The organism is Acinetobacter sp. TUM15071 (assembly GCF_008980925.1).
GTDB classification, from domain to species: domain Bacteria; phylum Pseudomonadota; class Gammaproteobacteria; order Pseudomonadales; family Moraxellaceae; genus Acinetobacter; species Acinetobacter dispersus.
The window spans coordinates 74,483-98,774 of the sequence record NZ_BKGB01000015.1; the positions used below are offsets into that span (position 1 = coordinate 74,483).

Genomic DNA, 24,292 nt, shown 5'->3' on the forward strand with positions numbered 1-24,292 from the left:
TCATTATGTCTAGTTTAATCCAACCCGAACTTTTCTTTTCAGCCCTTTCCCCTGCTGAACAACGTATTCAACAAGCTTTAGAAGATATCCGCCAAGGCAAACCTGTATTGGTGATGGATGATTTTGATCGTGAAAACGAAGCTGACTTGATTATTGCTGCTGAAACTTTAACTGTCGAAACCATGGCGCAAATGATTCGTGATGGTTCAGGTATTGTTTGCTTATGCTTAACAGAAGCCTTAGCTGATCATTTAGAACTTCCACCTATGGTCGTCGACAATTCCAGCCAATTTAAAACAGCATTTACAGTAACGATTGAAGCGGCACAAGGTGTAACCACAGGCGTGTCTGCTAAAGACCGTGTCACCACTGTTTTAGCTGCAACCAAGGATGGTGCAGTTGCAAATGACTTAAGCCGTCCAGGTCATGTATTTCCTTTACGTGCGCGTGAAGGCGGTGTTTTAACCCGTCGTGGTCATACGGAAGGTACAATTGATTTAGCTCGTCTAGCAGGTTTAAAACCATCTGGAGTGCTGTGTGAATTGACCAATCCTGATGGTTCCATGGCTTCAGGTATTCAAGTACTTGCTTATGCACAAACCCATGGTTTAACTGTGATTAGCATTGAAGAGCTGGTGCAATACCGCTTAAAACACAATGTCTAATTAGAGATAAAAAAGCCTCGAATCATCGAGGCTTTTTTTCAATTTGTTTTATGAAACTTTTCGCTCGGCGTTCAATTCAGCAACAGCTTCAATCAACTGACTAAATTGCGAAATTTGGGTCACAGGTTGTGCTTGAGCCAACTCTTCTGCCGTGCCATAACCATAATTCACAGCAATGGTTTCAATCCCATTGGCACGCGCACCGATGATGTCGTATTGGCGATCACCTACCATAATACATTGCTGTGCATCTAACTGTTGTTGTTCAAGAATATAAGCGATTAAATCCGCTTTATTGGTTCTCTCACCAGTCAATTCACTGCCATACATTTCGGTAAAATACTGGGCTAAATCAAAATGAACCAAAATTTGCTTCGCATAAACTGTAGGCTTTGCTGTTGCAAGAAACAAAGCATAGCCTTGTGATTGCAATTGTTGCAAAGTCTGAGCAACTAAAGGATAAACTTCATTCTCAAATAAACCAGTCACTGAGAAACGCTCACGATAAGCCAGCAATGCCTGCTCAGCCAGATCATCATCTTGAGTATTGAGTAATTTTGCCAGAGATGCTTTTAAAGGTGGGCCAATAGTCCAGTCTAGATCGACCTCATCGGCTACGGGCTGACCTAACTTTTCTAAAGCAAAACGAATTGAACCATGAATTCCAGTTTTAGGATCGGTTAAGGTTCCATCTAAATCGATGAGAATATTTTTGATCGTCATTCGTTCAATCTCTTACAGTCTTACACAACACAGTCGAGAGTTTCTCGAAACTTCCCTATACTACCGTAGATTGCAGAATAAAAGGAAATTGCAGTGCGTCCGACCGTACTTTGTTTTTCAGGTTTAGATCCTTCTGGTGGGGCTGGCCTACAGGCAGATATTGAAGCAATTGGACAAAGTGGTGCACATGCTGCAATTGCATGTACTGCTTTAACCATTCAAAACTCACAACAAGTGTTTGGTTTTGAAGCGACTTCAAAGGAATTATTGCTCGCACAAGCCAATGCGGTGGTCGGTGATTTACCAATTAAATGTGTGAAGTCAGGTATGTTAGGCACGACCGACAATATTGCGGCACTGGCTGAATTCTTACGTGAACATCCAGATTATTTATATGTTCTAGACCCCGTTTTGGTCGCAAATAGTGGCGGTTCATTGGGTGACCAAGCGACATTAGTCAAAGCCTTTGCTGAGCTGATTCCATTGGCAACAGTGATTACCCCCAATACCGTTGAGTTAAGAGCCTTAACAGGTCTTGATGATATTGAACAAGCCACACAAAAACTTTTCGAAATGGGTGCAAAAGCAGTATTGGTCAAAGGTGGGCATGAAGATACCCCAGATCATATCCGCAACGTGCTGTATGCTGATGGTAAAATGCTTGCAGAAAGCCGCTGCCCACGCTTAGAAGGTCAATACCACGGTTCAGGTTGTTCATTGGCAAGCTTTATTGCAGGACGTTTAGCACTTGGTGATTCGCTTAAAATTGCGGTTCAACATGCGGAAACATGGTTATTTGGTGTGTTAAAACATGCAGAAACACCAGTACCGCATGGGCAAAAGATTCCAAAACGCTTTTAAGCTGTTTTAAAAAATCATTATTTTCAAGAAATGATCGAATAAAAAAGGCGCATTCAGCGCCTTTTTTATTGTTCAAAATTATTGTGGAATACGGAGTACTTGACCAGGGAAAATGTCATCTGCATTTTTAAGTAACGGACGATTCGCTTCAAAAATTTTGTTGTACTGGTTTGGGTCACCATAATATTCTTTTGAAATCTTAGACAAATTGTCTCCTGATTTCACAGTATAAAACTTACTTTCTGGCTCAGGTGTTTCCACAGTAAGTTGATCATCAACTTGCGCCACATGATCAATATTTCCGACAGCAAGTACAATCTTTTCTTTATCAGCCTGAGTTTTAACCTGCCCTTTAACTGTTGCCGTATCAGTATTGCCATTATATGTGACTGATAAACCATCAATCGGAAGACCTAAACTTTTAATCAAACCTAATAATTTATTCGCAATCTCTTGAGCTGATGGTTCAGCTGGCGTTGCTGGTGCAGCTTGTGGCTCTGCTGGTGCTGTATTCTTCTTACCAATACCTTTAACAAAATCAAAAAGACCCATTGTTATTTCCTCTGTAATTATTAATTGAATATAGTCAAAAAAGACCTACATCTAGTTATACAGAAAAAATAAATCACTCGAGTTTCAATTTAGCGCGGTCTTGTAAATATATGTATATAAGTTAGAACCCGATGAAAAACACACTGTTGCGAAATATCTGGGCACAAAAAAGCCACCTTGCGGTGGCTTTTTGATCATGCAAGATGATTAACCAAGTTTCTTAGTTACGTAATCGATTGCAGATTGAACAGTTGTGATTTCATTTGAATCTTCATCTGGAATCGTGATGTCAAAATCATTTTCAAAAGACATTACAAGTTCAACCAAATCTAAAGAGTCAGCACCTAAGTCATCCATGAAAGATGCTTCGTTTTTAATCTCTTCAGCACGCATACCTAATTGTTCAGCTACTGCTTGTTTGATGCGTTGTTCGATATCGCTCACAGGAATTCTCCTCATTGCTTGTGGCGTTTTAATTTGCCACTAGTTTAATTGAATATAAGATTTTTTAAAAGTTTATACATCGCCACTTAGGCCATGTATAGACCACCATTTACGTGTAAAACTGTACCAGTAATGTAACTAGCCTTATCGCTCGCCAAGAAACTCACTGCATCTGCAATATCTTGAGGTTCACCTAGACGATTTAAAGCTACTTGATCAGTCATTTTTTTACGAATATCTTCGCTTAACTGATCAGTCATTTCAGTGGCAATGAAACCAGGTGCAACACTGTTCACTGTAATCTGACGACTACCCATCTCTTTGGCTAAACTACGACTGAATGCTTCAATCCCTGCTTTTGCTGCCGAGTAGTTCGCTTGCCCAGGGTTGGCAAAATGTGCAACCACTGAACTAATATTAATAATGCGGCCAAAACGTGCTTTGGTCATACCTTTCAATACACGCTTAGACAAACGATAAACCGCTTTTAGATGAATATTAAGAATATCGTCCCAATCATCTTCTGACATACGCAGCAACAAGTTGTCTTTGGTAATGCCTGCATTGTTGACCAAAATCAACACTGAGCCATATTTTTGCTCGATGTCTGAAACCAGTGCATCAATCGCTTCGCCATTGCGAACATCAAGTACAGCACCTGTCCCATGTTCAGCAAAGCTTTCTGTCAGCTTTTGCGCGCCTGCTTCAGAAGTTGCGGTACCAACCACAAAAAAACCGTCTTGAATGAGTTGCTGTGCAATCGCTGCGCCAATGCCTCGGCTTGCTCCTGTCACTAACGCAACTTTTCGTTGTTGTGTCATGCAATTTTTCCTTCTGCCACTAACACTGCGTTTAGGGCATCTTCCATACGTGCTTTGCTATCAAGGGCAAATGCTTTTTCTATGTTCGGTAATCGCTTAGCAAGATTACTCAGTACCGTACCAGGGCCACATTCAACCACGTACTGGATACCTTGATCTTGCAGATACTGCATCGTACGTGTCCATTGTACTGATTGGTACAATTGAGCCGTTAAAGCCTGACGTAATTGAGCAACATCTGTCGCGATTTCCGCGTTGACATTTTGTATTACAGGAAGACATGGTAGCTCAATGGCAGTTTGTTCCAAAGCTGCGGCAAACTTTTCCGCTGCTGGTTTCATTAATGTGCAATGAGATGGGACAGAAACAGGCAATGCAATTGCTTTACCTGATTGTTCTTTTGCTTCTGCCATGACCTGCTGAACCAATGCTGCACTACCAGCGATCACGACTTGACCCTGTGCATTATAATTTGCCGCTTCAACTGAACCTTGACCTGCAGCAGAAGCATTTTGACAAAGCTCGACCACTTTCTCATCAGCCAAACCAAGAATTGCAGCCATTGCACCTTCACCTGAAGGAACAGCACTCTGCATCAGTTTGCCACGTAAATGAACCAGTTTAACTGCATCAGCCAAGCTCATTGCTTCCGCTGCAACAAGTGCACTGTATTCTCCCAAAGAGTGTCCAGCCAAGTATTTCGGCACAATACCACCCAGCTCTAACCATACACGCCATAGCGCGATACTTGCAGTCAGTAACACAGGTTGGGTATTTTCAGTTTGGTCCAAGCCTTCACCTGTTTGGGCAATCTGCCAAAGGTCAAAACCTAGCGCAGCTGATGCCTCCGCAAATGTATCTTGAACGACACTAAACTGCTCTGCAAGTTCAGCCAGCATACCTGCTTTTTGAGAACCCTGACCAGGAAAAACAAATGCTGTTTTTGTTGCTTGAGCAGCCTGCTCAAGTCGTTTAGTCGACATATAAAAATCCTTAAATTAGTCTACCGCCAATTTTATCAATACTCATAATTCTACATGAGAATGACAATAGACTCTTTAGCGATGCGGCAATTTAACACTGATTAATTCTTTTTATAATTGCGAAAAACAACAAAAAAGGGAGCTTTCGCTCCCATTTTTTCTATACTTTAAGCTAACGCTTAATGCATATAGTTCAATTATTCAGCATCAGCTGCTTTAGCGAATAATTGACGACCACGGTAAATACCGTCTTTAGTCACGTGGTGACGACGATGAGTTTCACCAGTAGTTTGGTCTACAGATAATGCATTCTCGGTTAAAGCGTCATGTGAACGGCGCATGTCACGGCGAGAGCGACTTTTACGGTTTTGCTGAACGGCCATGATGGCTCCTTACAAAGATCGAAAAAATGGATCAGAACAAATTCAGTTGTCTTAACTCAACATTATAACATAAATTATGAGTTAAGTTTACCCTTCAGACCTGCCAAAACATCAAACGGATTATCCCGTTTCTCTTCGACAACGTCTGGAGTGGTAGGTTGATGCTTATGCTCGCAAGCATCATGCTTAGGAGATAAAGGCACCAACAATAACAGCTCATCTTCTAGTAGTGCGAGTAAATCTATCACTGCAGGTGCATCATAATCACCTTTTTTTGAAGATTCACTTTCACCTAGAACGATGAAATCAGCATCCTCATCCAATCGCTCTATCAGTGACTCATCATCAATCAAAGCTAAATGAAAGTCTGAAACCAATTCAATTTCAACGGCTTCCAAACAACGTTGGCATACCATTGGAACTTTTGCTTCAGTATGTCCATCTAACCATACAATACGATGATAGATATCCATTGATAGCTTACAGTCTATGTTGATCAATTGATCATCAATTGAACCAACAGCTTCTCGAGCAATACGAGCAAAGCGAGACAATGGCAGTGTTCCTGACCATGTAAAGCCCTGTTCAGCCCATTTAAATGGCTCGATTTGGCTTGGAAAAGTATTTGCTGACATAATTAAGGCGGCAATTCTACAAATTCATCGGTACTCTGTCAAAGATTAAGATACAATTTTGTACTTCTTTAGACAGAACTCGGGGTAAATTAAGCAATGTACCTGTTGCAGCCGCAACTTGAAGTAACATCTTCATTACTCGTAAGCACCCATTCAACCTCTGTTCCTGTGTTAGCGCTAGATCAAGTGCAACGTTCATCTTGGCAAAAGGTAACAACAGAACCAGAACAGGTCGATTGGCTTATTTTACACTTTAATCATTGGTTTTCCCACCATAATGTCACACTTGTTAAAGGTGATTTTGAACCAGAATATTTCCCAGCCACTTCTGAGCACCCTGCAAAGATCCAATTTGCTCATGGTTTCTTCAATAGTGCCCTACATGAAATCAGCCATTGGAGCATTGCTGGCGAGCAACGTCGCCTACTTTCCGACCTTGGCTATTGGTATGCGCCCGATGGACGAAGTTCGGAACAACAAGCCCTATTTGAGCAAGTTGAAATTAAACCTCAAGCCATAGAATGGCTATTTGCGACTGCCTTTGGTCGAAAATTTCGTGTGTCACTGGATAACTTAACTGGCGATGGCGGTAATGGAGATCAATTTAAAGATCATGTTTTTGCCCAAGTACAACGTTATTTTTCTGGCGAAGCAAAATTACCGCGTGATGCTGCACATTTCATTCATTACATCTGCTTGTCTACCCGCAATGGAACACCATTACAACTCGATGAATTTAAACGTGAATACCTTGATTAAATGACAAAATTATCACATCTAAGACTTGCAACATGCCCCTAACAAGTTTCATACTGAATTTAGCCGTATAAATCAGGGAGTTAAAATAATGTTGCATTTACATATTCATCCTGAAAACCCACAGGCTCGCTTAATTACACAAGCAGTAGAACGTATTCGTGCTGGTGATGTTGTGGTCTATCCAACAGATGCTGCGTACGCGATCGGTTGTCAAATCGGAAATAAAAGCGCAATGGAACGAATTGCACAAATTCGTGGTTTGGGGCCAAAGCATCAGTATGCGATTATGTGTTGTGATTTATCCGATATTGCGACCTATGCCAAAGTCGATAACGCCATGTATCGTCTATTGAAAAATAATACGCCAGCAGTTACGACTTTTATTTTGCCAGCGACCAGTGAAGTACCAAAACGTTTAATGCATCCGAAGAAAAAGACCATTGGTCTGCGTATTCCAAGCAATCCCGTTGCTCAGGCTTTATTAAAAGAACTCGGTGAACCACTTTTAACCAGTACCTTGATTTTGCCTGATCAAAAAGATCCGCTTGATGATCCATTTGATATTGAAAACCAACTAGGTAAACGTATTGATGTGTTTATAGATAGTGGTTTCGGAACTTTGTCCACCACCAGTATTGTTGACTTATCTGGAGAAAATCCTGAAATCGTGCGTCGTGGTGTAGGTGATGTCAGTGCTTTTGAATAATCAATAAAAACTTACCTATTTTATCTCCGCCTGTTAAGCTTTATGGTTTTGGTTGACCCAAAACCATAAAAATACGTCATTTATTAAAACTAACCGTACTTTTTCTAATGAAAAACACTCCCAACAAGACAAGAAGCAATGCGGGCAGCATGAAAAACGTGATAGTCTCATCGAGAAATAAAGCGCCTAATAACAAGCCTATAATTGGCACAAGATAATTCGTTGTTGCTGTAAAAACAGAACCCACCTGATGAATTAAATAATACATCAACAACAATGCGCCTGCGGTCGAGACTAGAGCCAAACTAATCATGGCACCCACAGCCTGCAGACTAAAATTAACATTCCAATCTTGGGTCAGAAGCATAAATGGCAAACTTATCAGGGCTGATATAGATAATACGTAAGCATTAGTTACCGCTGGCCCAACATTTCCTAACTGCCGTGTTTTATAAACTGAATATCCATAAAAAATTGCAGACAGAAAAACTGCAAAATGCCCTTTGGCATTTTCTCCCCCATATTTCAAAATATCTTGAAAAGAAAGCAGGAGAATTCCTAAAAAACCAAAAACAAAACCCAAATAGACTTCTTTACTGAAACGAATTTTCTCCTTGCCGAAGTATTCAAAGATAGCGACAAATAATGGAATTAACGCCATATATACAGCTTCAATCCCACTTGCAATATATTGAACCGCCCATGCGATAAGTGAAAAAGGAATAACTGTAGAAGTAAATGCCAATGTAATAAAAATTTTCTTATGAGCCTTCCACACAATATGATAAGAGTGTGTGCTATATAAAACATAGGGAACAATGACTATTGCCGCAAAAAAGAGTCTAAAAAAAACAATACTAGCCGTGGAAAAAGATTGACCTGCCAATTTCATAAATAAAAATGCAGAACCTTGCATGATGCCCAAAAGCAACAATAAGTAAAAAAATTTTAATTTCATTCCTTATCCTTATAAAAGAAGATAGGTTTAGAGAACCTATCTTCTTAAAATTTTAGTCTCGGAATGCATATGTTTCGTGAGTAACCTCTCGATTAATGTCTCTAGCACGTTCCCACGCCATATTCACAATAATTCGAGTCGCATCTTGCTCTAAGGGTGTCACTCTATGTAACGTTGTATCTGATTTTAATAAATAAATATCCCCTGTTTCATGATGATAATTTTTCACAGGATTCCGTAACAAGTGCTCTTTAATCCTAGCATTTTTCTTATCCCAATATGTATGAGGAACACACTCTAATATACCTCCATATTTTAACGGAGGAGCTTCAACGATCCAAATCATACTATAAGGATAGTCTCCCCAATGAAAACCGTGCGTATCCCCAACTTTATGCTGATTATTAATAATAAATTTCTCAAATTCCCATGGATTAGGAATAATTTCTTCTTTAGCTAATTTTCCCAAGAATTTAATTAAACTTTCTGAGTGATAAACTGCTGGGATTACTTGGCCATATTCAGCAATATCAACTTGACGAACGTTGCTCATAAAACGTGGTGTATTCCCCGTTGACTCCATATGGAGATCACGCCTTTTTGCATATTTTCCAAGAAGCTCTCTAACCTCAGCATAGAATAGTTCTTTTATGTTATCTGGAATTAGATTAGTAACTTTTAAATACCCATCTCTAAGAAATGATTGGGCTGCCCAAAAAACTTCATCATTGCTCATGAATTTCTCTTCAAGATGTAATGAAATTTCATCTTCAATGAATTGTTTTAAATTTTCCATAATTTTAAATTCACCATTCAAGGAGGCTTAAAATTAGCAAAATAATTTATATCCACCAATAAAAAATACAAAAAACATACTGAATAATCAATAACTTGTCCCTTATTATTAAACCATTAAATTCGTCACAAAAAAATAAAATAGTTCCCATCTTGAAAATCCATGTACATTGAAGCTCATGATTACTAACAAGCTTGCAGGCACGACCTCTATTCTAATACCCAAGCATTTAATGCATCCGAAGAAAAAACCATTGGTTTGCGTATTCCAAGCAATCCCGTGACTCAGGCATTATTGAAAAAACTCGGTGAACCACTGTTAACCAGTACCTTGATTTTGCCCGATCAAAAAGATCCCCTAGATGATCCATTTGATATTGAAAACCAGCTAGGTAAACGCATCGATGTATTTATCGATAGTGGTTTTGGTACTTTGTCCACCACCAGTATTGTCGACTTATCTGGAGAAAATCCTGAAATCGTGCGTCGTGGTGTCGGAGATGTCAGTGCTTTTGAGTAATTCAATTGCTATTGATTACTGCACAGATGCAGCCTGTTCTCTGGGAGCACTTTGTGCTGCTGGAGCAGCACTTGGGATAAAAGTGACTTCTTTCATGTCTTCAATCACGTCACCTTGTTTAGCAACTCGTATTTTATGGAAGTTTGGGCATTCTGAAATTCTTTGTTGAAAGGAAAATAACTCTTTCCCAAATTTATCTTTAATCGTCAAATAGAAAGTTACTCTATCTTGTTCAAAAACATTCAGCATAGCCAACCGTGGTGTAGCTTCCATCGCGGTCAACCCATTTAATTGGCTACACCAAGCCTTTTGAAATGCTTGTTTATCTAACAGTTCAGGAATTGGAACAGCATCAACCAAAAAGTTTTGATAAATACGAATGTTCGGATATTGATTTAAAAAATCAATTTGTAAACCTTGTGGTTGTCTAGATGAAATTTCCTTTTCTGTCTCATCTACCCAAGTCGTTTTTAAATATTCTCTCGCTTCTTTTTCATATTTATATGATTGATATTTTGGATAAATCACTTGCCAAAATATTGCCAATACCACAAATACAATAAGGATGTTTTTCACTAAAAGTTAGCCCTAGATAACAATGGATTTTTAAATTTCTAATCTTAAAATCTACAAATTGGGAATTAAATTAAACTTAGGCAATACTCTGTTTTAACACTTGAAATTCAGGGCATTGAGAAAGTACTTGCTTGTGTTCCATTAAAACGTTGCCTAAACGATTTTTAACAATATAGGTCATCACGACATTATCGTGCTCTATCACACTTACAACAGCTTTAGCCTTATCTTTATATTTATTATCTTGCTGGGGTAGTTGAGAAAAATAACCACAGGCTAGCTTCTGACTATTTTCTAGTAATTTAGGTCTAATGAAAGCTTCCATCCCTTGAGGAAGATCCTGAGTAAAATTCATATAAAAGAAAATATTAGGATACTGATTCAAAATATCACTTTTGATCGGTAAGTCTTTAGAAGCACTTTGCATCTCTGGAGTAATGGCAAGATTTTTTAAACTATTTCTTTCTTGTTCCTCAAATTCATATTGCCAATATTTTTCAGTACCAAAATATAATGCGGCAATAATTGCTACCCCACCTACAACAAACTTAAAATTCATTTGTATTTCTCTCTTAATATTTAATTTTATAATTCATGAGTTCACACTCATTTAATGATCGAGTATTATTTATAAATAATTATTAAATTCAACAAAATAAGACAAAAATAGATCAAAAAAACTTACTTTTCCGATGACTAGATAATCAACATCAACTTTATGATGAATTCTTAAAAAATAGGATAAGTGAATTTTAACAATCACTCATTCGTCTTCAATAAAATCAGACAATCGTTGTTTCTGAAAACCTTGTGCATCAAAATTTTCAGGGCTTAACCACTGTTGATAGATTTTTTCTAATGCGGACCATTCTTCGTCAATGATTGAAAACCATGCCGTATTACGGTTATGGCCTTTGGTAATTCGATCTTGGCGAAATAACCCTTCATATTGAAAACCAAAACGTAAGGCTGCGGCTTTAGACGGTGCATTACAGTCATCACATTTCCATTCCACCCGTCGAAAATCACGAACAAAACATTGTTGTAACAGTAAGAAGATCACCTCAGTTGAAGCTTTGGATTTTTTCATTTTATGGGAAAAATAGACATTGCCAATTTCAATGGCACCCTGCTCTAGCCTTGGATTTAATAATGCAATCCAGCCTTGAATCTCACCTTCTACCTCAATCAAAAAATGAGTTGAGCCTTTAAAACCAAATAGATTTTGTAAATCCTGTTTTAAGAAAGCTTGGCTTTGCGGTGCAACATAAGGTAAATAAGTCCAACAGGCTGCATTCGGTTCGGTTGATACTGCTTCCCAAATTTGCTTTGCAGCTGAATCTGAAATCTCATCGGCAATATGAATCAGTTTGACGTATTGTCCCACAAGATTCTGATTGATGACTTTGCTGGGTAAATCACTTTCGACCAAGAAACCCACACTTTGTCCGAATTGGTTCTGTTGTGTTCTTAAATATTTTTTCATCGCAATTTATAATTTAATAAAAATAATGATTTCGTTGTTAATTTAAGCATAAGTTTTTTATATACCCTAGCTAATCGTATATAAATAAAGAAAATACCCTGAGAAGTTTAAGGTTTTTGTAAGCTACTAATTTATTAAATTGGGGATTTCGATTAGAATAGGCTTGCTCTCGGTAGCATGTGCCCTTTTTTGCACACAAAATTATATCTTTCATGCTTTTGAAAATTCGCGTGGCTCATAACGGTAATGAATCAAATTCTCCCTTCAACAACTTTGGAGCTAACACCTTCCATTCGTGTCCTTGACGAGTGGCAAGAAGTCATACCCGAAGATTTGTATATACCACCTGCTGCATTTGAAATTTTACTTGAACAATTTGAAGGTCCTTTAGACTTTCTGATCTATCTGATTCAAAAAAACGGTTTTAATTTATTACAGCTCGATATCTCCCCGATCGCCACTCAATATTTGTCCTATATGGATAGCATGAAATCGCTAAATATTGAACTTACGGCTGATTATATGGTTATGGCAGCCCTACTCGCAGATTTGAAATCGCGTTTACTGCTCCCGAAACCTGCGGCTGTTGATCAATTTGAACAAGATCCAAAACAAGAACTGATTGATCGTTTAGAAACCTATTTACGTATTAAGCAAGCGGCTGAAAGATTAGGACAAATGCCAATCTTTGAGCGCGATACTTTTAGCACCAACGTGAGTATTGGACACATTGCGCCTATTTATGAAGGTTATGATGTCGATGCCTTACGTGATGCGTTATTCTGTGTATTCAATCGCCCTGAGCCGATTACCCATGTCGTGGCTCAAGAACCGGTACTTTTAGAAGAACGGATTGCGTTTATTGAAAGCCAACTCGCATCTGGCGAGGCCTTAAGTTTTATTGAATTATTAAATCCCCAACAAGGTCGTATGGGTATGGTGGTGACCTTTATGGCGGTACTAGAATTGACGCGTCAGCAAAAAATTCAGATTATTCATAGTGGTATTGAGGCTCCTTTGACCATTCAAGGAGTTGCAGCATGAGTTTAGAGCAACTTGACCCAAATGAAGGTATGTCACTCGAGGACATTCATCATGATGTTTTATTGCAAATTGAAGCAATTTTGTTTGCCAGTGACTCACCAGTTTCACTTGCGCGACTAAAAGAAGCTTTTCAAAACCAATATAATAAGCAGCAATTACGCTTTTTTTTACAGCAATTGGCGATGTTACAACATGGTCGATCAATTGAACTGATTGAAACTGCACAAGGTTTTCGTTTTCAGGTACGTGCAAAGTATAGAAATATTATTGCCCAAGTTTGGCCAGAGCGCCCGACTAAACTGTCGCCTTCATTACTCGAAACGGTAGCAGTGATTGCATATCATCAACCCGTAACTCGTGCTGATATCGAACAAATTCGTGGTGTATCCAACAATAGCCAAATCTTAAGAAATCTTTTTGACTGGAACTGGATTAAAGAAGCTGGTTTCAGAGATTTGCCTGGAAGACCTGCGTTGTTAGTCACAACGCCCCAATTTTTAAATGCATTTGGCTTAGCATCGCTAGGTCAATTGCCTCCCCTGCAGAACGCCAAGGAAGCATTCATGACACTCGACGCACATGCGCCGAAGTCCTGAGAAAGGTGAACTGTTGATCATTATGTCTAAGGTTGTGCTGTCATGAGTGAAAAATTACAAAAGGTTTTAGCGAGAGTCGGGTTAGGCTCGCGTCGCTATATGGAAGAAGTCATTGCTGCTGGTCGTGTCAGCATCAATGGTCGTATTGCCCAAGTGGGTGAGCGTATCGAACCCACTGATGAACTCCGTATCGATGGTCGTAAAGTACAGTTCCAAATTGAAGATGAAATTCGTCGTCGCGTCTTAATTTACTATAAGCCAGAAGGTGAAATTTGCTCACGCAATGATCCTGAAAAACGTCCAACGGTATTTGATCATTTACCGCAAATTGCCAATGATCGTTGGGTGATGGTCGGTCGTCTGGATATTAACAGTACTGGTTTATTGTTATTCACAAACGATGGTGAGCTTGCAAACCGCTTGATGCATCCATCAAATGAAGTTGAACGTGAATATGCAGTACGTGTTATGGGTGAAGTGACACCACAAATTCGCAATACCATGCTCAAGGGTGTTGAGCTTGAAGATGGTCCGGCTAAGTTCGAATCATTCTCTGAAATTGGTGGTGATGGTATCAACCGTTGGTACCAAGTTGTGGTTAAAGAAGGTCGTAATCGCGAAGTACGTCGTATCTTTGAATCTCAAAGCTTGAAAGTAAGCCGCTTATTGCGTACTCGTTATGGCACGGTTATCTTACCGCGTGAGTTACGTACAGGCCGTTGGATGGAGCTGGATAAAACTGATATCGACAATTTAGCAAAATCAGTTGAATTAAAACCACGTCAAGGTACTGGCTTGTTTGGTATGGCAAAACGCCGTACTGAAAAAATGGCAGAAAAGCCATTAGCTTCACGTCGTGGTGGTTATTTACGTCAGCAACGTCGTGATGATGAACAAGATCAATCACAACAACGTCCAAGCGGTAATGGCAACAATAACAATGGCCGTAAAACCATTGGTTTCAATAAAGGCTTTAAGAAATTCTAATTCTTGGCTTTAATAAAAAAAACGCTCTAAATAGAGCGTTTTTTTATTATTAAATATTAATGATGATGGCTTACACCCTGCGGAATGGCATTCAGCAGTTTCTTGGTATATTCATGTTGTGGGTGTAAATACAATTCATCCGAATTAGCAATTTCAACCAACTCACCATGATTCATCACCATCACTTGGTCTGAAATATATTTCACTACGGATAAATCATGCGAAATAAAGATATAACTCAAACCAAATTCATCCTGTAGATCCTGCAATAAATTCAATACCTGTGCCTGCACCGAGACATCCAATGCAGAAACAGATTCATCACAAATCAGAATCTCTGGCTTTAAAGTTAAACAGCGTGCAATCGCAATCCGCTGCCGCTGACCACCTGAAAACTCATGTGGATAACGATCATAGGCTTGTATCGGTAAACTCACCCTTTCCAATAGCTCAAGTGCAATTTTCTTGCGTTCAGCATCATTCTGTCCAATACCATGAATTCGCATCGGCTCTAACAAAATCTGCCCGATGGTAAAGCGAGGATTGAGTGAAGCGTATGGATTCTGAAAGATGATTTGAATCTTGCGTTGGTACTGGCAAAACTCTTTCTCACTCATTGCCAAAATATCTTTTCCGCCAATCAAGGCTTGTCCACCTGTTGCTTCATGCAAACGCATCAGCAATAAACCAATGGTGGTTTTCCCAGAACCCGACTCGCCAACCAAACCTAAAGTCTTGCCTTTTGCCAATTGGAAAGATACGCCTTTCACGGCCTGAAATTCATCTCGCCCCCATAAACCTTTACGGCTATAAAACGATTTTTTCAGGTCTTTGACCTCTAAAACAATTTGTTCTTCACCTGTAAGTCCTCGCGACCGCTGTTTCAGATTCAATTCGGACAAATTGGTTGCTTCGACCAATTGTCCATTTTCGTCCTGTTTCATAAAATCGCTAGTGACAGGTAAACGATATGGTCGGGTTGAAAGTTGTGGTCGACAGTGCAACAAAGCACGGGTATACACATCTTTCGGCTGTTCCAACACTTGTTCAACGGCGCCACATTCACGGATTTCACCATGCCGCATCACGATCACTTCATCAGCTATTTCACCAACCAATGCTAAATCATGGGTGATGAACAGCATCGACATTTCATGGCGTTGTCGTAATGATTCCAACAAATCAATGATCTGCTTTTGAATGGTGACATCTAATGCCGTTGTTGGTTCATCTGCAATCAATAGCTTTGGCTCACAAGCAATTGCCATGGCAATCATGACCCTTTGCTGCTGACCACCAGAAAGCTGACTTGGATAAGCATCTATTTTTGTTTCAGGTGCGGGAATGCCAACTTCTTTAAGCAGTTCTAATACGCGTGCTCTTGCCTGCTTGCGTCCCATGCCTAAATGAATACACAACACTTCAGCAATCTGGTCTCCCACAGTAAATACAGGATTCAATGAAGACATCGGCTCCTGGAAAATCATGGCAATTTCCTTACCACAGATTTTGCGAATCTCTTTTGCAGATAAATTCAGTAAATCCTTACCCTCAAAAGTAATACGACTTTGCGCTGCAATTTGACTTTGCCCTTTCGGCAATAAGCCCATTACCGCCAAGGACGTGACTGATTTACCACTGCCTGACTCTCCCACCAAAGCCACGGTTTTATTTTTAGGAATTGAAAATGAAATCCCTTTCACCGTTTCGATCCATTGTTTATTTTCGCCTTTAAAGCTGACCCGAAGATCTTCTACTTGTAATAGCGGTGTTTCATTTTGATGTTGCATATTTTCTCTCCGCTATTTCAACTTAGGATCTAAGGCATCACGCAATGCATCGGTAAACATGGAGAATGCTGTGACTAAAATAGCCATAGCGATTGATGCCGCTGCCAATTGCCACCATTTGCCCAAAATCAATTCACTTTGCGCCTCATTTAGCATACTGCCCCATGACACGACCCCAACAGGAACACCAAAACCAAGGAAGCTTAAAATGACTTCCGATTTGATAAATGACACCACCAAAATTGAAATTTGAACTAGCGCGATATGACTGACATTCGGGAAAATGTGTACAAACATTCGACGTAAATGACTGACACCAATCGCCTTCGCTGCAAGTACATATTCACGCGATTTATGCTTCATGTATTCGGCACGAATCAAACGGAATACCCCAGTCCAACCGGTTAAACCTAAAATCAAGACAATCGACAGAATCCCTTTTTGTTGTAGTACTGCCGCAATGGCCAATACCAATAACAGATAAGGAATCGAGGTAAAAATGTTATAGAACCAGTTTAAAACATCATCGACCCAACCACCGAAATAGCCCGCAATTGCACCGAGAAAAGTACCAATCACGACAGCCAACAGAGCGGACAACAAACCCACCAAAATTGAGGTTTCAGCGCCCTTAATGGTTTTTAACAAGATATCTTGTCCCCACTTATCCGCCCCAAAAGGCAAAGTAGTTTTTAACTCTTGTTTTTGTTCAAGTAAATGCCCACCGAGCTGTTGATCAATTTGCTGTATATCCTCTGCTAAAGGATCAACCACGCCATAATTATCAATAACTGAATCACCTTGCTGTTCAGCCTGAATTTCGGTATTAAGCTGTTGAATTACATCTTTCAATGGATCAACTGGATTATCAGGTAATGCTTGAGTCGTTTGGGTATTGGCTTTGATTTGATCTGATTCAGTATCAGCGCCTAAAAATGTCGGTGGCGCATAACTGACTGCCACTTCTTTATTCCAATTTGAGGCGATTACCCCTGACATCGATAAAGCGAGCAGTATGAAATAGAATAGCACCACCAAGAAAGAAACTACGGCAATCCGATCTGATTTCAATCGATTCAATGCCAACTGCCATAACCCTGTTGAAGCAGATGATTCATTTGAGGAGGTTTTGCCTTTAAAAATTGTACTTAGCATCATCGTTCCCCTACTTCAACTGTACACGAGGATCGAGGAGCTTATATATCAGATCGGCGATCAAGTTAAAAATCATGGTCACAGCTGCAATGTACACGGTGATGGCCTTAATCACAGGGAAATCACTACGTTCAACCGCAATAATAATTTCACGACCAATACCAGGAATACCAAAGAATCGTTCAATCAAGAATGCACCAATCAATAACGCAGGTAAGCTGGCCATGACTTCGGTAACGATTGGAATCGAGGCATTCCTCAATACATGCACACCCAGTACCCGCGACTCACCCACACCTTTGGCACGAGCAGTTCGGACATAATCTTGGTTAATTTCATCCAGCACAAAACTACGATACAAACGTAAAGTTGGGGCAATGCTCACCACCAACATAATCAAGATCGGCAATAAGGCATAGTGAAATAAGTTTTCGCTAAAATTATCACTCCAGCCCTGTACTGGAAACCAACTGAGTTGATATGCCAAGACATACTGGAACACGATGATATAAACCAAAATACTAATCGACATGCCAATAGTACAGAGCATCATCACCATACGATCTGTGAGCGATCCACGAACTGAAGCAACCGCTAAAGCCAGAATAATTGAGATTACCGTTTGTAAAATCGTTAGCGGAATCAATAAAGTCAGTGATGGTCCTAAGCGCGTCAGAATAATTTGCGATACAGATTCTCCCGTACTCCAGCTTGCACCATAGTCAAAAGTCAGAATCTGTTTGATAAAAATCCACAACTGCACATAGTAGGGCTGATCTACCCCCAACTGTTTACGGATGTTATCAATTTGCTCTGGGTTGGACATTTTCCCTGCCAGAATATATGCAGGATCACCACCTACCCAGTTAAATAAAAAGAAGATCAGCAAAATGACACCCAACATGGTCGGGATCATTTGCCATAGTCTGCGTACGACATAAGCGAGCATAATGGCAAATCCTTATTTGACCCGTTGACCTGTAATTTCATTAAAGAAGGCTTTGTTATCAGGCTTTCGACCTAAGAAGTCTTTCACCAACTGAGCTGCATCTTTTTGGCTACCCTGCGAAAGAATAGCTTGACGATAACGCTGTCCAACTTCTGGATTATTTAAGTTATTGCCAAAAGCAGACAACATATCGAGCGCCAAGACTTCAGACCACATATAGCCATAATAGCCCGCTTGGTATCCCATCAAATGCCCAAACTGACCAGGGAATTCGGTATTCGGCACATAACCCAATGCGGTTACTGATTCCATTTTTTTCCACACATCCATAGGCTGTACTTTGAGCGCATCAGCCCCGTGTAATGCCATGTCGTATTGTGCATATAAGGTCTGACGTGCATAACGCATACCACGCCCATAGTTATGTACTGATTTCAGACGTGCAATCAGTGCATCATCAACTCGAGGACAAGCAGGGTCACAATAATCAGCAACTTTAGATAATGTTTCTTTACGGCGTGCCCATTCTTCATACATTTGAGATGGTGCTTCAACAAAGTCACGTTCTACCGATGTACCTGACTGACCTGCATAACGGGTTTTCGATAAGATGCCATGTAATGCATGACCGAACTCATGGACAAAAGTTTCTAACTCGTCACTATTTAAACCTTTGCGGTTAAAGTTAGTCACCAAGACTGAAATTGGCTTGCGCTTGCTTAATGTACTTCCACCGTAGACACCCCATACTGCTGCATGCCCATATTTGCCTTCACGTGGAAATTTATCCATGTACAGACCACCCAGTACTTCACCAGTTTTCTTGTCTGTTACATCATAATATTCAACTTCATCTTGCCATGTATCAACTTTGGCAGGCTTGAACTCAATGCCATATAAGTCTGAAGAAATTGCAAATAACCACTTTTGTGCAGCAAGCGTCGGGAAATAATCGCGTAGTTTTTCTTGGTCAATCTGATATTTATCTTTACGCAGTTTTTCACTCCAATACCCCACATTCCAGCGATTAATTTCAGCCTTATCCAAAGAGGTATTTAAGGTTTTTGCTTTAAATGCACGTAACTCACCCACCTCTTTTTGCTCTAAAGGTGCAACGACTTTGTGTACATCTGCTAAGAAGTTATTAACTGTTTTTGGCGTTTTCGCCATACGTTTCTTTAATGCCCAATCGGCATAACTTGGCTGACCAAATAACTGTGCCAATTCATAACGTAAATCGATAATTTGTTTAAGCAAGACTAAATTCTTTTCAGTACCCCGTCGTGTAAATGCGGTCTGATAACGTTTTCGAGCAGCATCACTATCTGCCAGCTCCATAAAGGGTTGATATTCAGGATACTCAAACCCTAATAAATAATTGCCTTTGTCATTTTTCTTTAAAGCTGAAATATAACTATCAGGTAAGCCCTTAAGTTCAGCAGGTGTAAACTCTAACTTTTCAGGATTATCACGAATATTGCGAGAGAACTCTTGCGAGAGTTTGGTTAACTCATCAAAAATAGTTTTGACACGTGTTCTTTTTTCGGGTGGAAGTTGTACCCCTGTATCTTCAAAAGCATCAAGAATATCTTGGCGGTACTTCGTATCAATTGCATCATTGGCTTTGGTATTTTTAAAACGTTGATACAACTTCGGGTTCTGATAAATTTCGGTTTGTAATTGATTCAATTTTACTTCACAGTCTTCAGCTGCTTTACGTAAAGTGGCATCAGGATCAACATTGCTATATAGGCTGATCGGTCCTGCAAAGTCTTCAACAGTTGCCATCAATTGATCCCACTCTGCCAGTACTGGTGCGGCATCGGACTGCGGCTTAATATTTTGCTTCTCAAGTTGAGCAATACGTTGTTTTAAGCTTTGTATATTGGCATCACACCACTGAGCACTGGCGCTAGTTTTTAAAATAGGTAAGCTTGTACGTGTACCTTGTTCAGCCCAAACACCTTGACTGATCCCTGTTACGGCCATCGATAACAAACCAAAGGCTGATAATTTCAACATTTTTTTCGCCATGCTTTTTCTCCAATTTAATTTGTTGGTTATTTCTTATCTTGAATATCGATATACATCCACTCTGCAGGCAACACAGGATGCTTTTTATAGCCAATGACGCGGGGTTGTACGACTACCGTACGGTAACGAGTCGACATGAATTGTACTGGTGAATAAAACTCTAAAAGACGTGACATTTTGCGATACAGCAAATCGCGCTCAGGCCCATCATCAAGTTTCTGGGATTGCTCATATAAACGGTCATATTCGGGTAATTTAAAACAGGTATGGTTGGTTGCATGAATATTGTTGCCATAGAACAACTGTACAAAATTATCTGCATCTGGATAATCCGCAATCCAAGCGGAGGCCTTAAACATGGTCTTACATTGTTTTTCTGCCTTTAAACCTTCAGCAAACGGAACTGGTTTCGACACCATATTAATCTTGATATTGGTGAGCTCTTTTTTCAGCAATTCTGCCATTTGCATACTACGCGCACTGCTGGTTGAAGGCATGAACTCAATCACCAAAGGCTTGCCATCGGGTAACGTCCTCCAACCATCTTTCCCCACTTTATAATTGTAGCGATCCAGTAAAAGATTCGCGGCTTTGACTGAGTAAGGAATACTGCTTTTATAATTTGGATCGTGTCCTGCTACACCATATGGGATTGGAGACTCCAACTTTTGAGCATTGCCTTTGGCTAAAATCGTAATAAATTTTTCTTTGGAAATTGCCATAGACATTGCACGGCGTAGTGCAATTTTTTCTTTACTCAGACCACCGACTACGGGATTTTGGATATTCCAATACATATAATCAATCGATGGATCTAAGATACGAGACAGTTGGATGCCCTTCTTAGCAAGTTCAGGTTTTAATGAACCATCAGATTGCAAAGCCTGTGCAGGTAACTCACCATCCAAGGTAAATAAATCTAATCCATCTTTTTGAAAGGATAACCAACCCGATTGCGATTCCTCAATCACCTGAATATCGACAACACCAACCTGCGGCATTTTTTTGCCTTGCATCTGTTGCACGATTTTTTGATCTTCAGGATTACTGGCCTTAAAGTCCCATGTAAAACCACGATAATCTGGATTTGCTTTCAGAATAATCCGTGAACCTGGTGTCCAATGAGCAAGTACGTAAGGACCTGTTCCAACTGGACGTCCCATCACATAACCGGCTTTATCTCGATAATGCTCGATCACCTCTCTTGCGACAGCACCAGTGGGTTGATGCGCCAACAGCATTGGAAAATTATGATTCGGCTCTCTTAAACGAAGGACCAAAGTATAGCGATCTGGTGTTTGTATACCTGCAATTGGCTGATCGTAATTAAATTTCCCAGTTTTACCCGCCTGTTGAATCAAAGGTTCAATCCCTACCAACTTATCTTCAAATAGCCAGCTATTTGGTGAATGTAGGTTGGGATCAATTAGACGTTTAAATGAATAAGCATAATCTGCCGCAGTGAGCTCACGTGGCTTGCCTTTAAACACTGGGTCAGGTGTAAAATAAATGCCTTTCTTGATTCGAATGGTATAGGTTAAGCCATCTGCACTTACTTCAGGCAAAGCAACTGCTGTTTTTGGCACCAACTTGGCAGGCGAAGCTAAATAATCGTAGGTATAGAGCGTTTCAAAAATAGAATATAAGACATGAGCCGAATACAGGTCTTGTGTGGCAACTGGATCAAAACCCGTTTCCGCCACAGGAAAAGCATAGCGCAGAACTTTCTTCGGATCTGCTGGACTTTTCGCCTCTGCTACAGATACTCCAAAACTTGTAGCTGCTCCCAGTAACAATGCCAAACCGTAAGGTGATATAGAAAATTTAAAATTTTGTTTCATCATACATGTATCACTTATTTTTCACTTGGTGAAACAATATCTAAGTATTGCCAATTGGTATTCATAATTGGATGTGCTTTAAAGCCTTGAACTTCAGGTTGAATCAGCCAGTTACGAATTCGTGTGTCTTGTAAAATCCATGCATTGTCTGCTTCGATTTGGCGACTCATTTTTTCATAGAAAGGCATACGTTTTTCAGGCGGTTGCTGCATCGCTTGTTTGTATAAACTGTCATAAGCCGCTGACTTATAGCAAGATTGATTACCACGTCCAACATTCGGACCATAAAGTAACTGTGTAAAGTTTTCACCCTCTGGATAATCCGCATGCCATGCTCCACTCCACATCATGTATTGACACTGGGTTGCGGCCTTTAAGTTATCGGCAAAATTACTGACTTTGAAGTCTGCTCGAATCCCAATCACATCTAAATTTTTCTTCCACAATTCAGAATACATCATCGAAGCTGTGCCACTTTCAGTATTGATTTTTAAAGTTAAGGGCTTACCGTTTGGCAGGTTACGATAACCATCTGATCCTTTTTTATAGCCAAAATGATCTAATAATTTATTGGCTAAAACAGGATTGTAGCCAATACTGCTACGATAATTCGGGTTATGTCCATTAATCCCTGCGGGTACCAGCATTTCGGCTTTAACCGCCTGTCCCTTTCTTAAAATACGGATATATTCATTGACATTAAAAGACATCGCGATTGCTCGTCTTAACGCAATTTTATCGAGGCTATTACCACCAACAACAGGATCACGCATATTCAACATCGAATAGGTAATTTCAGCTTCTTTATTGGCATAAAGACGTATGCCCTGCTTTTGCATCGCTGCTTTTAACTGATTATTTTGATCAAGCACTTTAGGAATTGCACTTGAAGTGACCTTATCAAAATCGAGCTGTTTGGACTGAAAAGCGAGCCAACGTGATTGTTCTTCTTCGATAATGCTGATATTGACCTTGCCAATTTGTGGCATTTGTTTGCCACTCATTTCTTTGACCAACTGATTGTCCCAAGCTGTACCTGTCGATTTAAAGTTCCAGACAAAACCGCGATAATCAGGATTGGCAACCAGTTCAATCTTACTCCGTGGTACATATTTACTGAGCATATATGGCCCCGTACCAACAGGATGCATGGCTAAACGATCTTTATAATATTCAACGACTTCTCGAGCTGTTGCACCAAAGGTACTGTACGCCAATATATAAGGAAAATTATAATCAGGTTGTGTCAGCGTAAATTGAATTGTATATTTATCCAGTGCCTTGATCCCAGCAATTTGAGCATCATAGTTAAATGTGCCCGTTTTTTTGGCCTGATCAACCAGTGCATTAGCACCCACAATTTTATTATCAATAAAAGAAAATGATGAAGCGTGATTTTTAGGATCTAATATTCGTTTAATGGAATAGACATAATCTTCAGCAACCAACTCTCTACGCTTGCCTTTAAAAGCAGGATCATCGGTAAAATAAATACCAGGCTTTATTTTAAATATATATACCTGACCATTTTTTTCAATCACAGGTAGGCTTTCTGCTGTCGATGGAACCAATTTTACTGGGTTAGCGAGATAATCGTATTGAAGCAATCTTTCAAAAATCACATCGGCCACATTCCCGCTGTAAAAATTAAAAGTTTTAACCATATCAAAACCATCATCTGGGGCTTCAAAAGCAACACGGAGTACTTTATCTGCCTGAGCAGGTGTTTTTGCATAGCCCATCGGCATAAATGCAATAACGGTTGATAATACAGTGACCGTAAAAAAAGTTGACTTCAAATCAGTGCTCACATCATCGTTTTTTAATAAATACTAGACTTTCGCATAGCATTCAACACTACAACCGTTTCCCTTTCTGCGTTTCTTATTCCAATTTTTTATTAAAAAATCATTTATTTAATGATGTTTTACCAGTTGGAAAAATTAAGTCAAAAGAAAAACCCCTTAAAGATCGAAAATTACCTAGCTATTTTCATGCCACTTTTCAAATAAAAAAATTAAGATTATTT

At 39.7% G+C, this 24,292-nt stretch carries 25 protein-coding genes and 1 pseudogene; 8 read left to right on the plus strand and 18 right to left on the minus strand.

The window, feature by feature from the left end:
- Nucleotides 1-5 precede the first annotated feature (5 nt).
- A complete protein-coding gene (ribB, locus tag GBI66_RS14390; protein WP_151716566.1) occupies nt 6-665 on the plus strand; it encodes a 3,4-dihydroxy-2-butanone-4-phosphate synthase in 660 nt (219 codons plus the stop codon).
- A gap of 48 nt (nt 666-713) precedes the next feature.
- Here the strand turns inward: ribB and GBI66_RS14395 are convergent, their stop codons facing one another.
- Nucleotides 714-1,388: an HAD-IA family hydrolase gene (locus GBI66_RS14395; RefSeq protein WP_151716567.1), complete on the minus strand. Its 675-nt coding sequence runs from the start codon at nt 1,386-1,388 to the stop codon at nt 714-716.
- A gap of 93 nt (nt 1,389-1,481) precedes the next feature.
- Here GBI66_RS14395 and GBI66_RS14400 point away from each other — a divergent pair, with 93 nt between their 5' ends.
- Entirely contained in the window at nt 1,482-2,249 is a 768-nt protein-coding gene (locus tag GBI66_RS14400) for a hydroxymethylpyrimidine/phosphomethylpyrimidine kinase (protein WP_151716568.1), read from the plus strand.
- Nucleotides 2,250-2,327: 78 nt separating this feature from the next.
- Here GBI66_RS14400 and lysM read toward each other — a convergent pair whose 3' ends face one another.
- From lysM to GBI66_RS14430, 6 genes are all read right to left on the minus strand, one after another.
- Nucleotides 2,328-2,801, minus strand: a complete 474-nt coding sequence (gene lysM, locus GBI66_RS14405) for a peptidoglycan-binding protein LysM (RefSeq protein WP_005191027.1) — start codon at nt 2,799-2,801, stop codon at nt 2,328-2,330.
- A gap of 207 nt (nt 2,802-3,008) precedes the next feature.
- Complete coding sequence (gene acpP, locus GBI66_RS14410; RefSeq protein ID WP_004655272.1) at nt 3,009-3,245, minus strand: acyl carrier protein; 237 nt, start codon at nt 3,243-3,245, stop codon at nt 3,009-3,011.
- 86 nt (nt 3,246-3,331) lie between these two features.
- Nucleotides 3,332-4,066 carry a 3-oxoacyl-ACP reductase FabG gene (gene fabG / locus GBI66_RS14415; RefSeq protein ID WP_005191030.1) on the minus strand — a complete coding sequence of 245 codons (735 nt, stop codon included), beginning with the start codon at nt 4,064-4,066 and terminating at the stop codon, nt 3,332-3,334.
- On the minus strand, nt 4,063-5,049 hold the full coding sequence (gene fabD, locus GBI66_RS14420) for an ACP S-malonyltransferase (RefSeq protein WP_151716569.1): 987 nt from the start codon (nt 5,047-5,049) through the stop codon (nt 4,063-4,065). Before fabD ends, fabG begins: the two co-directional genes overlap by 4 nt.
- Nucleotides 5,050-5,246: 197 nt before the next feature.
- Nucleotides 5,247-5,432, minus strand: coding sequence for a 50S ribosomal protein L32 (rpmF, locus tag GBI66_RS14425; RefSeq protein ID WP_004638135.1), 186 nt, complete (start codon nt 5,430-5,432; stop codon nt 5,247-5,249).
- A gap of 74 nt (nt 5,433-5,506) precedes the next feature.
- The gene (locus tag GBI66_RS14430) at nt 5,507-6,067 is read right to left on the minus strand and encodes a DUF177 domain-containing protein (RefSeq protein ID WP_005191036.1); all 561 of its coding nucleotides are present in this window, start codon (nt 6,065-6,067) and stop codon (nt 5,507-5,509) included.
- Between the two features lie 96 nt (nt 6,068-6,163).
- Between GBI66_RS14430 and GBI66_RS14435 the strand changes: the two genes are divergently transcribed.
- Nucleotides 6,164-6,826 carry an elongation factor P hydroxylase gene (locus tag GBI66_RS14435; protein ID WP_151716570.1) on the plus strand — a complete coding sequence of 221 codons (663 nt, stop codon included), beginning with the start codon at nt 6,164-6,166 and terminating at the stop codon, nt 6,824-6,826.
- 88 nt (nt 6,827-6,914) lie between these two features.
- Complete coding sequence (locus GBI66_RS14440; protein ID WP_151716571.1) at nt 6,915-7,532, plus strand: L-threonylcarbamoyladenylate synthase; 618 nt, start codon at nt 6,915-6,917, stop codon at nt 7,530-7,532.
- 76 nt (nt 7,533-7,608) lie between these two features.
- Here GBI66_RS14440 and GBI66_RS14445 read toward each other — a convergent pair whose 3' ends face one another.
- Complete coding sequence (locus GBI66_RS14445) at nt 7,609-8,490, minus strand: DMT family transporter (protein WP_151716572.1); 882 nt, start codon at nt 8,488-8,490, stop codon at nt 7,609-7,611.
- Between the two features lie 52 nt (nt 8,491-8,542).
- Nucleotides 8,543-9,286: an ArpA protein gene (locus GBI66_RS14450; protein ID WP_151716573.1), complete on the minus strand. Its 744-nt coding sequence runs from the start codon at nt 9,284-9,286 to the stop codon at nt 8,543-8,545.
- Between the two features lie 193 nt (nt 9,287-9,479).
- Between GBI66_RS14450 and GBI66_RS14455 the strand changes: the two are divergent.
- A pseudogene (locus GBI66_RS14455) lies at nt 9,480-9,805 on the plus strand (Sua5/YciO/YrdC/YwlC family protein); the annotation flags it as partial.
- A 15-nt stretch (nt 9,806-9,820) separates the two neighbouring features.
- Here the strand turns inward: GBI66_RS14455 and GBI66_RS14460 are convergent.
- The 3 genes from GBI66_RS14460 to GBI66_RS14470 all read right to left on the minus strand — a co-directional run bounded on the left by GBI66_RS14460 (nt 9,821) and on the right by GBI66_RS14470 (nt 11,867).
- Nucleotides 9,821-10,381: a hypothetical protein gene (locus GBI66_RS14460; protein WP_151716574.1), complete on the minus strand. Its 561-nt coding sequence runs from the start codon at nt 10,379-10,381 to the stop codon at nt 9,821-9,823.
- A gap of 76 nt (nt 10,382-10,457) precedes the next feature.
- A complete protein-coding gene (locus GBI66_RS14465; protein WP_151716575.1) occupies nt 10,458-10,940 on the minus strand; it encodes a hypothetical protein in 483 nt (160 codons plus the stop codon).
- Nucleotides 10,941-11,144: 204 nt separating this feature from the next.
- Nucleotides 11,145-11,867 (minus strand): GNAT family N-acetyltransferase, encoded by a 723-nt coding sequence (locus tag GBI66_RS14470; protein ID WP_151716576.1) that lies wholly within the window; start codon nt 11,865-11,867, stop codon nt 11,145-11,147.
- A 246-nt stretch (nt 11,868-12,113) separates the two neighbouring features.
- Here GBI66_RS14470 and GBI66_RS14475 point away from each other — a divergent pair, with 246 nt between their 5' ends.
- From GBI66_RS14475 to rluB, 3 genes are read left to right on the plus strand one after another with little or no spacing between them, the layout of a single operon-like run.
- Nucleotides 12,114-12,911, plus strand: a complete 798-nt coding sequence (locus GBI66_RS14475; RefSeq protein ID WP_151716577.1) for a ScpA family protein — start codon at nt 12,114-12,116, stop codon at nt 12,909-12,911.
- Nucleotides 12,908-13,507: an SMC-Scp complex subunit ScpB gene (scpB, locus tag GBI66_RS14480; protein WP_005191051.1), complete on the plus strand. Its 600-nt coding sequence runs from the start codon at nt 12,908-12,910 to the stop codon at nt 13,505-13,507. The genes GBI66_RS14475 and scpB overlap by 4 nt, the downstream gene beginning before the upstream one ends.
- A gap of 42 nt (nt 13,508-13,549) precedes the next feature.
- Complete coding sequence (gene rluB / locus GBI66_RS14485) at nt 13,550-14,494, plus strand: 23S rRNA pseudouridine(2605) synthase RluB (RefSeq protein WP_005191054.1); 945 nt, start codon at nt 13,550-13,552, stop codon at nt 14,492-14,494.
- A 56-nt stretch (nt 14,495-14,550) separates the two neighbouring features.
- On the opposite strand, the gene GBI66_RS14490 is transcribed toward rluB, so the two are convergent.
- From GBI66_RS14490 to GBI66_RS14515, 6 genes are read right to left on the minus strand one after another with little or no spacing between them, the layout of a single operon-like run.
- Nucleotides 14,551-16,284: an ABC transporter ATP-binding protein gene (locus tag GBI66_RS14490; RefSeq protein ID WP_151716578.1), complete on the minus strand. Its 1,734-nt coding sequence runs from the start codon at nt 16,282-16,284 to the stop codon at nt 14,551-14,553.
- Between the two features lie 12 nt (nt 16,285-16,296).
- A complete protein-coding gene (locus tag GBI66_RS14495) occupies nt 16,297-17,439 on the minus strand; it encodes an ABC transporter permease (RefSeq protein WP_032857505.1) in 1,143 nt (380 codons plus the stop codon).
- Nucleotides 17,440-17,449: 10 nt separating this feature from the next.
- Complete coding sequence (locus tag GBI66_RS14500; protein WP_005191062.1) at nt 17,450-18,388, minus strand: ABC transporter permease; 939 nt, start codon at nt 18,386-18,388, stop codon at nt 17,450-17,452.
- 12 nt (nt 18,389-18,400) lie between these two features.
- Nucleotides 18,401-20,422 (minus strand): M3 family metallopeptidase, encoded by a 2,022-nt coding sequence (locus GBI66_RS14505; protein ID WP_151716579.1) that lies wholly within the window; start codon nt 20,420-20,422, stop codon nt 18,401-18,403.
- Nucleotides 20,423-20,448: 26 nt separating this feature from the next.
- Nucleotides 20,449-22,263, minus strand: a complete 1,815-nt coding sequence (locus GBI66_RS14510) for an ABC transporter substrate-binding protein (RefSeq protein ID WP_032864531.1) — start codon at nt 22,261-22,263, stop codon at nt 20,449-20,451.
- A 14-nt stretch (nt 22,264-22,277) separates the two neighbouring features.
- On the minus strand, nt 22,278-24,062 hold the full coding sequence (locus tag GBI66_RS14515) for an ABC transporter substrate-binding protein (RefSeq protein WP_032864532.1): 1,785 nt from the start codon (nt 24,060-24,062) through the stop codon (nt 22,278-22,280).
- Nucleotides 24,063-24,292: the final 230 nt, after the last annotated feature.